Origin of the sequence: Mesoflavibacter sp. SCSIO 43206, assembly GCF_019904215.1 — a bacterium.
GTDB lineage: Bacteria > Bacteroidota > Bacteroidia > Flavobacteriales > Flavobacteriaceae > Mesoflavibacter > Mesoflavibacter zeaxanthinifaciens.
In genome coordinates this window covers 346,383-359,625 of the sequence record NZ_CP063201.1, presented here as the reverse complement: position 1 = coordinate 359,625, position 13,243 = coordinate 346,383, and the positions used below count along the sequence as shown (strand labels likewise).

The window sequence follows — 13,243 nt, the reverse complement described above, 5'->3', positions numbered from 1 at the left end:
AATATTTTAAATAAAATCTCTTTGTCTTTTAGCCTCAAAAACTAAAATCCCAGCAGCAACAGAAACATTCATAGAGTCAATTTTTCCACTCATTGGGATAATGATGTTTTGTGTTGAAGCATCGCGCCAAGCCTGACTTAATCCATCTGCTTCTGTTCCAACAACAATAGCACTGGCTTTAGTGAAATCTTGTTGATGGTAATATGCTGCATCTTGCAAAATGGCACTATAAATATTAATGTTATTCGACTTTAAAAATGCGATAATATCTTCTGTATTACCAGTCGCAATGGTATTAGTAAACAAGCAACCAACACTAGATCTAATAATGTTTGGATTGTACAAATCGGTTTTAGGATTTGCTAAAATAAAAGCATCTACGTTTGCAGCATCTGCAGTACGTAATAGCGCACCAATGTTTCCAGGTTTTTCTGGCGCTTCTGCAATTAAAATTAATGGATTTTTATTGTTTAGTTTCAAGTTGTCTAATTGATGCGATTTACTTTTAGCAATCGCTACAATACCTTCAGTGGTATCTCTATGCGCTATTTTTTGATAAACGTCTTTAGAGATTTCAATGACTTGAGTAGAACTATTTAGTTTAGGTAAACTGTCTTGTGGGCAAATTTCAGGATAAAACAAAAGGGTTTCTATATCGTAATGTCCTTGTAAAGCCAAATGTATTTCGCGTAAACCTTCAACAATAAACAGGTTTGTTTTACGACGTTCTCTAGATTTTTCTTTTAATAAAACGATCTGTTTTATTAGTTGGTTTTGTGTGCTAGAAATTTGTTTATAACTCATAACACAAAAGTAATTTAAAAAATGTAAGTATTGTAACAATATAACGACCTAGTACTAATTATAACGATAAACCTTAAACATGAAAAATTTTTTATTACTAATCACTTTAGCTGTTTTTCTTTTTAACTGTAAAGAACAAACAAAAAAAGAAACTGAGATTACTACTGATTACAAAAAAGAAGAATTAGATGTTACAACTTCAATTTATTCAGAAACATTAACTAAAATTTTTGATGCGCATGGAGGAATTGACCTTTGGAACCAAATGAAATCCTTAGAATTTACAATGCCAAAACCTAACGGAAATGAAGTAACCTTAACTAACTTAAAAACTAGAGAAGCTTTAATAACACATCCTGATTTTGTGATTGGACATGATGGTGCAAAAACTTGGTATGTAAATAATAAAGAAGGCGAGTACAAAGGTTACGACCCAAAATATTATTATAATTTGATGTTTTACTTTTATGCAATGCCTTTTGTATTTGGAGATGATGGTATTAATATTAGCTATGCAGAACCATTAACCTTTGAAGGAAAAACATATCCTGGTATTAAATTTACTTATGAAAATGGAGTAGGAGAAACACCAGAAGACCAATATATTGTGTATTATAATCCAGAAACTTACGTAATGGAATGGTTAGGATATACCGTAAACTTCATTCCTAATATAGATACTAAAGAATTACATTTTAGAAAATATAGCAATTGGCAAGATGTAAATGGTATCTTATTACCTGCAGAAATGGTGCGTTACAAATACAAAAATAATTTGCCAACAGAACCAATGGGAACAACAGAATTTATAGACGTTAAATTAACAAAACAAGCGGTTCCTAAAACAACTTTTAAAGCACCAGAAAATGCTACAATTGTAGAATAAAAAAAAGCGAGCTAAATGCTCGCTTTTTTTGTTATTGGTTTTTATATTTTTCTGAATAGCGTTTGGCTAATTTTGTTTGATGTGTTTCAAGACTTATGTCTCTACCTTGTATAAAAGCTTTTGTAAGTTTGTTGGTGCGCATATCTAAAGCATCACCTTCACTAATAAATAAGGTTGCGTCTTTACCAACTTCTAAAGATCCAACAGTATCATCAACTCCTAAAATCTTTGCTGTATTGTAAGTGATTAAACTTAAAGCTTGTTCTTTAGTTAATCCGTAAGCAACTGTTGTACCTGCTAAAAATGGTAAATTTCTGGTGTTCATACGTTCCATATCACCAGCATTTTCTAAACCAACTAAAACGCCAGCATTAACTAATTCTGTAGCTAATTTAAATGGTAAATCGTAATCATCATCTGTGTTGTTTGGTAACGAATGTACGCGTTGTAATAATACAGGAATATTATTTTCTTTTAATAATTCGGTTACTTTATTAGCTTCGTATCCACCAACAATTACCATGTTTTTTATGTTTTGCGCTTTCGCGAAATTGATGGCGTCTGTAATTCCTTTTTCGTTATCTACATGTACAAAAAGCGTTTTATTACCATTTATTAATCCTTGTAAAGCATCAAAAGGAATATTTTTGGGAGATGTATTACCCGCTTGATATGCTTTGTTTTCTGCAAAATAGTTTTTTAATTCGTCTACTTCTTTACTGTAATTTTTGTTTTCGGTTAAAACCATTGGTTCTCCTAACCACCAACGACCGCGCGAATATGCTCTTGGCCAATTTAAATGAATACCATCATCTTCTTTTATTATCGCATCTTCCCAATTCCAAGCATCTAATTGTACAATGCTTGACGTTCCAGAAATACGTCCACCACGTGGTGTAATTTGTGCCATTAAAACGCCGTTTGGACGCATAGACTCTACAACTTTAGATTCGGTATTATATGCAATAATACTTCTTACATGCGGATTCATAGCTCCGATTTCATCTTCATCATCACTAGCTCTTACAGCATCTACTTCTACTAAACCTAAAGTAGAATTAGGAGCAATAAAACCAGGATATACATGTTTGCCTTTTGCGTCTATTATTTCGCCTTGTCTAGCTATTTTCATCATAGCACTACCAACAAAAGTAATTTTTCCGTTGTCAAACATGATTAAAGAATTTTTAATCACATTACCGTTACCCATATGCAAGGTAGCACCTTCTATAGAGTAAGCATTTGTTTGTTTTGGTGCTGGTGTTTGCTGTGCTAAACCATAAAGACTCACCAAAAGTGTTAGGATTAATATATTTAGTTTTTTCATTTTTTATACGTTTTGATTATACACGTTGTCCTTTTTTAAAACTGATGTTCTACAGAGTCACAGTGTAATAATTCTTTTTCTTTTTTCTCTATTGGTTTTGTCTTTAACCCTTTGTGTTTTGCTTGAAGCATCATAGTGGTTAATTCATTTTTTTCTTTCTCCATTGCTTCACGAAGTTGTGCATCACGTTCTATATCAAAATAAACTGTACCGTCAATAATTGTTTTTTCTGCTTTAGCATAAATAGATAATGGATGATCTGACCATAAAACCACATCTGCATCCTTTCCTACTTTTATACTTCCTACACGATCATCAATATGTAATAATTTTGCTGGGTTTAAAGTCACGAACTTCCAAGCGTCTTCTTCGCTAATATCTCCGTATTTTACACTTTTTGCAGCTTCTTGGTTTAAGCGTCTAGACATTTCCGCATCATCACTATTAATAGCAACCGTTACACCTGCATTGTGCATGATTGGTGCGTTAAAAGGAATAGCATCGTTAACCTCATATTTATATGCCCACCAATCACTAAACGTAGATCCGCCAACACCGTGTTCTACCATTTTATCTGCTACTTTGTAACCTTCTAAAATATGTGTAAAAGTATTAATGTTGAAGTTGAATTGTTCTGCAACTTTCATTAGCATATTAATTTCACTTTGTACGTAAGAGTGACAAGAAATGAAACGTTCTTTATTTAAAATCTCGGCAATAGTTTCTAACTCAATATCTTTTCTATATGGTTTACCGCTTTTCTTTAATGCATCATATTCTTTTGCTCTTTGGAAATAATCCATGTAAACTTGTTCTACACCCATTCTGGTTTGTGGAAAACGGTTTTTAGAATAATCGCCCCAATTACTTTGCTTTACGTTTTCACCTAAAGCAAACTTGATAAATTTTGGAGTATTTGTGTAAATTAAGTTTTCAGGAGTTTCTCCCCATTTTAATTTAATAATTGCCGAACGACCGCCAATTGGATTTGCAGATCCGTGAAGTACTTGGATTGAAGTAACTCCACCAGAAAGGTTGCGGTAAATGTTAATGTCTTCTGCATCTAAAACGTCTTCTATGCTTACTTCTGCTGTGCTATTATGGCCAGCTTCATTGACGCTTGCAGTTGCAATATGCGAATGTTCGTCAATAATTCCAGACGTTAAATGTTTACCAGTTGCATCTACAATTGTAGCATTACCAGCACTAAGATTTTTACCAATTTTAGAAATTTTTCCGCTTTTAATTAAAACGTCTGTTTGTTCTAAAATACCTTCGGCTTCATTAGTCCAAACCGTTGCGTTTTTAAATAAAATAGTTTCTTGTTGAGGTAGGCTAGTAAAACCGTAAGCCATGTTAGGATAAGTAACAGGGAATAGTTTTGGAGTTTCACTCTCTTTATCTTCGTCTTTATCGCTTTTTTTCTCTTCAGTTTTTTCTGAAGCTTTTTTAGTAGCGTTGAAAGCAAATTCTTTTCCGTTAGGGAAAATTGCTTTTCCTTTTATGTTTTCTGAATCTGAAATTTTTGAAACAACTCTTACAAACTCTTGTTTTGTAGTGTCAATTGTAGAAAAAGTTAGCGTTAACCATTCGTCAGAAAAGTTAATTTTAGAACCTAACTCTTTATTTTCAGTTTTTACTTTAGACTTCAGTTTTTCTATATCTCCAGAGATTGATAACTCGTAATCGGTATTGTTTAATTTAAAGGTGTAATCTCCACGCAAGTCTTTGATGTCCATTGGTGTTATTTCATCTTTAACACCAGTTACCCAGTTTTGATAAATGGTTGTTTCTTTATCAAAAATATCTCCGGAAGTGATTAAAAAGTTAGCATAAGCACCAGTTTTTAAATGACCTAATTGAGTAGATTTGCCTATGATTTGAGCAGGAATAGTTGTTAAAGCTTCTAATGCTTTAGTTTTATCTAAACCATATTCTATAGCTTTTTGAAGATTAGTTAATAAGTCTTTTTCATCTTTTAAATCGTGAGTTGTAAAAGCAAAAGTAATATTGTTATCTGCTAATATTTTAGGGTTTGAAGGTGCTTGATTCCATGCTTTTAAATCTGCTAAACTAACAGAACTAGCCATTAATGGATCTTCCATGTCATATGCATCTGGAAAATTTACAGGTACGATAAACTGTGCGTTTGTCGCTTTGATGTCTTTAATCCATTCGTATTCATCACCGCCAGCAACAAAAACATATTGAGTATTAAATTGATCGCCGATTTTATCAAAACGAAGTACATTTTCTTTGCTAGAAGCATTTAGAATTTGAATTTCATTTCTATTAGCATTAAAGGCTTCTAAAGCGCGATCTTTCTCATTTATATTTCCTTTTGCGTACCAATCTGCGTCAAGATTTACTTGTCTTAATAATGCCATAGTACCCATTAAAGATGTTGGGTACATTTGACGTGAGGTTTTACTTTTTGAAGTACCGTAAAACTGACCTAGTTTTTCGTCTAATAATCTTGTAGCATCACTACCTTCTGGCGCTAATGTAACCAATACGCCAGTACCTTGGATAATTCCGTCATCAATGTGAGAATTAACAACACCAAAACCAGCTTTTCTAAGCTTTTCTGCTTTTTTACTATCAAAGTCAAAAAAGTCTAATGCGTTTTGGTCTGGTCTTATATGGTCGTTCCAATAAAAACCATCGCGACTTGCATCGTATTGAGGTGATCGTCTATTGCTTGAAGCGTTTTCAACAGGTTTCATTCCAAAATCGCTGTAAGTTTCTATAAATGAAGGATAAATAGTTTTACCACTTAAATCTACTGTTACTGCATTTTTTGGGACAGATACATTATTACCACTAGCAACTACTTTTCCATCTTTTATTAAAAGTGTGGCATTATTAACAACTTGCGTTGGAGTAATGTAAATTTTAGCATTTGTAAATGCTGTGTAATTAGAGGTGTTAGTTTTTACACCGTCATTTTTAGGAATATACTCTTGTGCAAAAGAATAACTACACAACAATAGTCCTAAAAAGCTTAGGATTTTTCTCATAAGATTAGTTAGTTTAAAGTCTTAAAGAGACTAAAGATAAGTCTTAAAGCAACCCATTCAAAATCAAGGGTAAAATTTTAACTTTTTTAAAGTGTTTTATTTTGTAGGTAATTTACTAGTAATGCCACTACATAGCTGTAGCTTTCCATACCTTTTGCTTGGTTATTGGCTTTTAGGTAAGTAGTGTACGTACTTTTAAAGAAAATTTCTGATGGGTTTTTATAGTCATTCCAAAAGTCTTGAACTTCTTGATAGTTTTTGATAATACCTGGGTTTATAGTATCAACCAATTCAAAATAAGTATCAGGATTACGTTTATAGACTTCTCTTAAGCAGTGTCTTAATCCAAAGGTGTAACCGCAATATTTAAAATAAATATCTGGATTGTTTACAGATGCTAAAAAGCCCATAAAATTAGCTTCGTTTTCTAAAGCATAACCTAATTGGTGTGCAATTTCGTGTGCAGAAGTAGTTGGGAATTTATACTCCGGAATTAAATAATCTACTTGCGCTTCGTTAGTTAGTGGATTCAAATATCCGCTAAAACCCATATAAGTTAGTGGTAAACTAAATATCGATGTTTTTAAACTTTTTGGATGGTATTCTAAATGCGGAAATTCTTTCTCCAACACTTTATAACCATTTGGAGTTTGTTTTAAAATTTCTGTTTTAGTGTAAGGTAAAATAACTTTTACAGTGTCGTTTTTAGCAAGTTGCAACTGTAAACTGTTGGATTTTTCAATAAGTTTTTTGGTGACCGAAAGTAGTTGTTTTGAACTGTAGTCGTCCTCCAAACCTAAGTTTTTGTGTAAAGGATTACGATAATAATTAAATCCCCAAAGTAAATGAAACGCAAAATACACAACACCCAAAACAGCGCCGACATCTAACAACCATTTTACGGTGTCTTTATAAATGCGTTTTCTATTTAAAACTAACCATCTAAGTATTAAGATTAAGCCAACGCCATAAACAAAATCTCCAAAACTAAACGGTAGCCAACCCAAAACATATCTAAAGAATTTAGATAAAAACGGATATAAACCATCGCTGTAATAACGGTCTATAAATTCAGGAAAACGTTTGGCTAGTTGCACCAAAATGTAAGTAGGTACAATTAATCCCGTTAAAATTAATTTGGTGTGTTTTCGCATAGACTTCAAAAATAATTAAAATTAGGACCAATCGTTCAGGTTTTTTTAAAAGGTTGGTTCCTGCTGTCCGTTATATCTTTTTTATTTGATCACTTCGACTACGCTCAGTGACCAATTAAAAAAGGATGCCACTTCCATCAGGAGTAGCGACTAAGGTTAGTGATTATTTAAAAGGTTTCTCTTGTCATTTAGATCGTAGCGAAGAATCTCATAATTTCAACTTAAAAAAGTAATTAATCCATAGTGCATTTTGTACTTTTGTGTTTCAATAAAAATAAAAATATGAGTCAAGACGTAAGAGCCTTAGAGCCTAAAGCATTATGGAATAAATTTGCCGATTTAAACGCTGTACCAAGACCTTCTAAAAAAGAAGAGCGCGTTATAAAATTTATGAAAGATTTTGGAGCTAAGCTAGGTTTAGAAACTATAGAAGACGAAGTAGGAAACGTAATCATCAAAAAGCCAGCAACAGCAGGAATGGAAGATCGTGTAACCATTGTAATGCAATCGCATTTAGATATGGTACATCAAAAAAATAACGATACCGTTTTTGATTTTGATACACAAGGAATAGACATGTATGTAGATGGTGATTGGGTAAAAGCAAAAGGAACAACACTTGGTGCAGATAACGGTTTAGGTGTTGCCACCATTATGGCTATTTTAGAAAGTACAGATATACCACATCCAGCAATAGAAGCTTTATTTACCATTGATGAAGAAACCGGTATGACTGGTGCAATGGGATTAAAAGGCGGATTATTAACTGGTGATATTTTATTGAATTTAGACACCGAAGAAGATGACGAAATTGGTGTTGGTTGTGCTGGTGGCGTAGATGTTACTGCAAGACGTACTTATGATGAAGAAGAAACACCAGAATTTAAAACCGGTTATCAAGTTGAGGTAAAAGGATTACAAGGAGGACATTCAGGAATGCAAATACACGAAGGTTTAGGTAACGCCAATAAAATTATGAACCGTGTGTTATTTGACGGTTTTGAAAACTTTGGTTTACGTATATCTCAAATAGAAGGCGGAAGTTTACGTAACGCTATACCACGCGAGAGCAAAGCTATTATTGCAATAGATGCTATACATGAAGACGCTTTTTTAGCAGAAATGAAAGAGCAAGCCAATACCATAAAGAAGGAACTTAAAACCATGGAGCCAGATTTAGAGATTTTGGTCACTAAAACTGAGACGCCAGAAAAAATTATGGATTTAGGTGTGCAAGAAGGTGTAACAAGAGCAATTTATGCGGCTTTAAATGGCGTATATCGTATGAGTGCAGATATACCAGAATTAGTAGAAACCTCTAACAATATAGCGCGAGTAACTATAAAAGATGGCGAAATAGAAATTGCGTGTTTAACACGAAGCTCTGTAGAGAGTTCTAAGTTAGATTTAGCCAATACTTTACGCGCAACGTTTGAATTAACAGGTTGCGAAGTAGAGTTTTCTGGAGATTATCCAGGTTGGACACCAAATATGGATGCATCTATCTTAAAAGTGGTCACCAATGTTTACGAGCGTTTAAATAACGAAAAGCCACACGTTGCTGCTTGCCACGCAGGTTTAGAATGTGGTATTTTAGGACAAAATTATCCAGATATGGAAATGATTAGTTTTGGACCAAATATTAAAGGTGCGCATAGCCCAGATGAGCGTGCACAAATTAGCTCTGCACAAAAATATTGGAAATTTGTGTTAGAAATTTTAAAAGACATCCCAAAGAAATAGGGAAGTAGATAATAATAAAAAAAGCCCAGTTTTGCTGGGCTTTTTTATGTTTTTTATAAATAATACTAAATTAAAAATCTGTGAAGATTTTCAGAAGTTGGCGAGAACTAGCAATTATTTATAGCTATTGTTAGCCACTGTTTTTTAATTTTTTTAATAAGAGTTCTTTATTTTGAGCCCAAATAATTTTTTTTCTACTATTAATATATCCGAAATATTCATTTCCTACATCATCACTATAGAAAACAATAGAAAGTCCGAACTCATAAAAATTTACTGAGTCAAATACCATAGGTATAATTATCTTATTTTTTTTTATATCAATAATACCAACGCCAGATTCGCTGCTTACTTGAGCTATATCTTCTAAATAGAAAATATCAGAATATTTAGGTTCTAGTATAGTGTCTCTTTTAATGTTTATCAAACCATTTTTTGAGTCATAAGAAAAGTAATTTTCTTTATTACTAAATTGAAAAACTGGTATTCCTTTAGGATCATTGCCTTCATAACTTAAATATTCATATTTAAAAGGAATTAAAATATTTCCTAATGAATCTATAGCTCCATATTTATTTTTTTTTACTGTTGCTATTCCATTCTGAAAACTTGATGCGAATTCAAAATTGTCATCAATAACAACTTTATTTTCCTTATTTATAAAAACCCACTTATTTCCAATTTTTGCATTAATCAATCCATTCCTGTAATTGCCTAATTTGTCATATTTTGGTTTAATTACCGTTTCTAATTTTTTGTTGATTAGTCCATACTTTCCGTTTTTTTGAACAACAGAATACTTAAAAGTGAATGGTGTACTATAATCATATTCTGATTTTGTTTTTTTACCAGTTTTAGGATTATAATAATAGTTTTGACCGTCTATTGAATTATGGAATATCTCATTTTGAATTAAAAAGTATCTCGAATCGAAAATGAAAGGAAGTATAGTTTCACCTTTGCTATTTATAACCCCATATTTATTGCCTTTTTTTGCTATAAAATTATGAGGTTCAACTGTCCATTCTAATACGTCGAAAGTTGGTTCAAGAACAATTTCTCCTTTTTGGTTTATTAGACCAAATTTTGAATTTAATTTAATTATCGCTAATTCACCTGCATAAAAATCTTCAGTGCAAAAGTTATAATCGAAATTACTACTGCATCTTTCAAATTCAGCTTTTATTCTTAATTTACCTTTTTGGTCAATATAACCGATTTTGTCATCTTCAATTATTTTATATAGCTCTATATTATTATTTGTAATAAATAAAGGCGAACTACAAGAATAAATCATGAAAGTTAATAGAATGAATATGTATTTTAATCGTTGTATCAAATTGTGGCTAATGTAAAGATAAAGCGAGTTTCCAATTCGCGTTATCGATTGTTAAACGAAGTTAGTGTTTTAATGTAAGAAAATCTATACGTAGCTACGTATATTTATAAAAAAACTACCTGAAAAGGTGGTTTTCTATTTTATGTTTTTTTGTGATGTTATTTAATACCAACAATTTCTAAATCAAAAACTAAATTAGCATTTGGTGGTATACGTGGTGCGCGTCCGTTTGGTCCGTACCCTAAATAACTTGGTACAAAAATACGGGCTTTATCGCCAATGTTCATTTTTAGCATAGCTTCTCTAAAACCTGGTACAAGCGTAGCAGACTCGTTATAAATCATAGGGAAAGGCTCATATGCACCAGCTTTATCTGCTTGTTCGTTATAGGTGTTTGTTGCTTTTGCTACTTCTGCATCTGTGGTATAAAATAAGTTTCCGTTTTCAAAGTAACCTGTACTTTGTATTAAGACATTATCGGTGCTTTTTGGTGTTACGCCATCTTTGGCTTTGTTTAAAATCATCACTAATCCAGTAGGCGACTCTATAACTTCACCTTCCATATCTTTATTTTTCTCGATAAAGGCTTTACCAGCTATTTTTGCTTGCTCTTTAATTTTTTCTTGCATAGCAGCCTGTTGTTCTTCTAAGCGTTGAGGTAATAAAGGTTCTTTTTCTGTAAATACTTTTGCTGCGTCAAATGCTTTTGCGTCGGCACCTTTTCTTACAATATTTAATTCTTCAATAATAACAGGATCTACAGGTTTTGTTTGTACTGTTTTTACATTAGATATGGTGTCTTGTACTTCTATTCCTTTTACTAATTCTCCAAACACTGCATGACAGCTTGTTCCTGGCATGTTACAGTTTTTAAAACTTCCATCTGCATAAAAAGCATCTAGATTAGTTTTTGGTACTTCGGTAATAAAAAATTGGCTACCATTTGTGTTTAATCCACCAGAGTTAGCCATAGATAAAATACCTGCTTTATCGTGACTTAGGCTTGTATCAAATTCGCTATAAAATTTAAAACCTGCGCTTCCCATACCAGTTCCTGTTGGGTCGCCACCTTGTATCATAAATTTGTCCATAACTCTATGAAAAGTAATACCATTATAAAATGGTTTTCCTTTTAAAGAATCTGCTAATTTTGGATGAGTTCCTTCAGCAAGACCTACAAAGTTAGCAACTGTAACAGGTACTTTGTCATAAAATAATTTTGCAACCATAGTACCTTTGTTGGTCTTAAACTCGGCGTAAAGTCCGTCTGGTAAATCAGGATATTTGTCTTGACACGACATTGCCGAAAAGCTGGCAATAAAAGCGATAAGTAAAAATTTCATTTGTTTTTTTATTAGGTTCATTGTTATTTGGTTTAGTCTTGATTTTTAGTGATTTTATTTACGGTTACTTGACACATAATTGGTGTGTTAATACCTATTTTGCGTTCGTCTCCATAATAACCATATGCTTTTTGCGAAGGGAATAAAAATGTAGCAGTTTCTCCTTCTTTTAAAAGTTTTAAACCTTCGCGAAGACCAGTAAAAAGTTCTTCTTGGTCCATAGCATAGTTTTGTGTTTTTATTTCTTCTTTAGTGTAAATTACATCGCTATCTAAGGTTTTTACATTGTAATTGAAGTTAATTATATCGCCAAAACCAGGTGTTTGTAAACTGTCATTTTCAACTTTTGTATTGTAATAGTACCAAAAACCGTTTCCTGAATTTTTAAATTCTTTATCAGGTTGATTGGCTATTATGGTTTCTATTTTTTTAATTTCTTTTTGGTTTAAAGCTTTATTACGTGCAACAGATTGGTCTATAAAACTTCCAGAAGACACAGTAATTGGTTTGCGCGCTTCAGGACTTTTGCAAGCTGTAATAAGCAGTCCAAAAAAGATAAATATATAAAGATTAAGCTTCATTTAATGCCGATTTGTATTGTGGTAATATACTAATAAATTTTTCAACAGTTTCTTTAATTGGTAAATCACTTTTTCCGCCTGCAGCATTAGTATGTCCGCCACCTTCAAAATGAGATCTAGACAATAAATTTACAGAGAAATCTCCTTTAGAGCGTAAAGAAATCTTTACGATATTTTGTTGTGCGTCTTCTATAAAAATAGCAGCTAAAACAATATTATTTAATGATAAAGCGTAATTTACAAAACCTTCTGTATCGCCTTTTTTGTAATCAAATTTTTGAAGCTCTTTAAGAGTTAAAGTGATGTATGCAGCTCTATACTCTGGCAATACCTTTAGGTTACTTAAAGCACAGCCTAAAAGTTGCAAACGGTTGTAACTATTAGTATCGTATACTTGATTATGAATAAAAGTATTTTGAGCACCTTTATCAATCAAATCTGCTATAACGCGATGTGTTCTACTAGTTGTTGAGTTAAACCTAAAAGAACCAGTATCTGTCATTATACCTAAATAAATAGCGGTTGCCATATTGCTATCTAAATGGTCTAAGTCGCCTAACATTTCAATAAAATTATAAATCATCTCGCAGGTAGAACTCATACTTACATCACTATATGTATATTTTGCGTACGGATCTGGTTGTTGATGATGATCTATCATAATTTTTAATGACTCATTTTCTGCAAGCGTATTTTCCATATCTCCAGCTCTATGAAAGGCATTAAAATCTAAAGTAAAAACAATATCTGCATTGCTTAACGCTTCTAAAGATTGACTGTTTTGTGAGTCAAACTTTAAAATTAAATCCTGACCAGGAACCCATTTTAAAAAATCAGGATAATCATTAGGTGTAATAACTGTTACAGAATGATTGATTTTTGTTAAATAATGAAATAAGGCTAAGCTAGATCCAATAGCGTCTCCGTCCGGGTTTTTATGAGTAACAATTACTATTTTTTTAGGTGAAGCTAATAGCGATTTAATATCTGAAATTTCATGTTTTGTCATAGCGCACGAATATACAATTTTTTAATAATTGAATTTA

10 protein-coding genes are annotated in these 13,243 nt (G+C 32.3%); 2 read left to right on the top strand and 8 right to left on the bottom strand.

Translation table 11 applies throughout. The features are described 5' to 3' along the window. Positions 1-6: 6 nt before the first annotated feature. Positions 7-804 carry an RNA methyltransferase gene (locus INR78_RS01875; RefSeq protein ID WP_223077246.1) on the bottom strand — a complete coding sequence of 266 codons (798 nt, stop codon included), beginning with the start codon at positions 802-804 and terminating at the stop codon, positions 7-9. 79 nt (positions 805-883) lie between these two features. Here INR78_RS01875 and INR78_RS01870 point away from each other — a divergent pair, with 79 nt between their 5' ends. Then, positions 884-1,690, top strand: coding sequence for a DUF6503 family protein (locus tag INR78_RS01870; protein WP_223077245.1), 807 nt, complete (start codon positions 884-886; stop codon positions 1,688-1,690). 31 nt (positions 1,691-1,721) lie between these two features. On the opposite strand, the gene INR78_RS01865 is transcribed toward INR78_RS01870, so the two are convergent. From INR78_RS01865 to INR78_RS01855, 3 genes are all read right to left on the bottom strand, one after another. After that, positions 1,722-3,017: an amidohydrolase family protein gene (locus tag INR78_RS01865; RefSeq protein ID WP_223077244.1), complete on the bottom strand. Its 1,296-nt coding sequence runs from the start codon at positions 3,015-3,017 to the stop codon at positions 1,722-1,724. Positions 3,018-3,052: 35 nt separating this feature from the next. Then, positions 3,053-6,037 (bottom strand): amidohydrolase family protein, encoded by a 2,985-nt coding sequence (locus tag INR78_RS01860; RefSeq protein WP_223077243.1) that lies wholly within the window; start codon positions 6,035-6,037, stop codon positions 3,053-3,055. An 86-nt stretch (positions 6,038-6,123) separates the two neighbouring features. Next, complete coding sequence (locus INR78_RS01855; RefSeq protein WP_223077242.1) at positions 6,124-7,191, bottom strand: DUF3810 domain-containing protein; 1,068 nt, start codon at positions 7,189-7,191, stop codon at positions 6,124-6,126. Between the two features lie 282 nt (positions 7,192-7,473). Here INR78_RS01855 and INR78_RS01850 point away from each other — a divergent pair, with 282 nt between their 5' ends. Further along, a complete protein-coding gene (locus INR78_RS01850) occupies positions 7,474-8,934 on the top strand; it encodes an aminoacyl-histidine dipeptidase (RefSeq protein WP_223077241.1) in 1,461 nt (486 codons plus the stop codon). 130 nt (positions 8,935-9,064) lie between these two features. Here INR78_RS01850 and INR78_RS01845 read toward each other — a convergent pair whose 3' ends face one another. The 4 genes from INR78_RS01845 to INR78_RS01830 form a co-directional block, all read right to left on the bottom strand. Then, complete coding sequence (locus INR78_RS01845) at positions 9,065-10,231, bottom strand: WG repeat-containing protein (protein ID WP_223077240.1); 1,167 nt, start codon at positions 10,229-10,231, stop codon at positions 9,065-9,067. A gap of 200 nt (positions 10,232-10,431) precedes the next feature. Beyond that, a complete protein-coding gene (locus INR78_RS01840) occupies positions 10,432-11,616 on the bottom strand; it encodes a peptidylprolyl isomerase (RefSeq protein ID WP_223077239.1) in 1,185 nt (394 codons plus the stop codon). Positions 11,617-11,648: 32 nt separating this feature from the next. After that, on the bottom strand, positions 11,649-12,197 hold the full coding sequence (gene gldI, locus INR78_RS01835) for a gliding motility-associated peptidyl-prolyl isomerase GldI (protein ID WP_223077238.1): 549 nt from the start codon (positions 12,195-12,197) through the stop codon (positions 11,649-11,651). After that, positions 12,187-13,206, bottom strand: a complete 1,020-nt coding sequence (locus INR78_RS01830) for a bifunctional oligoribonuclease/PAP phosphatase NrnA (RefSeq protein WP_223077237.1) — start codon at positions 13,204-13,206, stop codon at positions 12,187-12,189. Before INR78_RS01830 ends, gldI begins: the two co-directional genes overlap by 11 nt. Positions 13,207-13,243 lie beyond the last annotated feature (37 nt).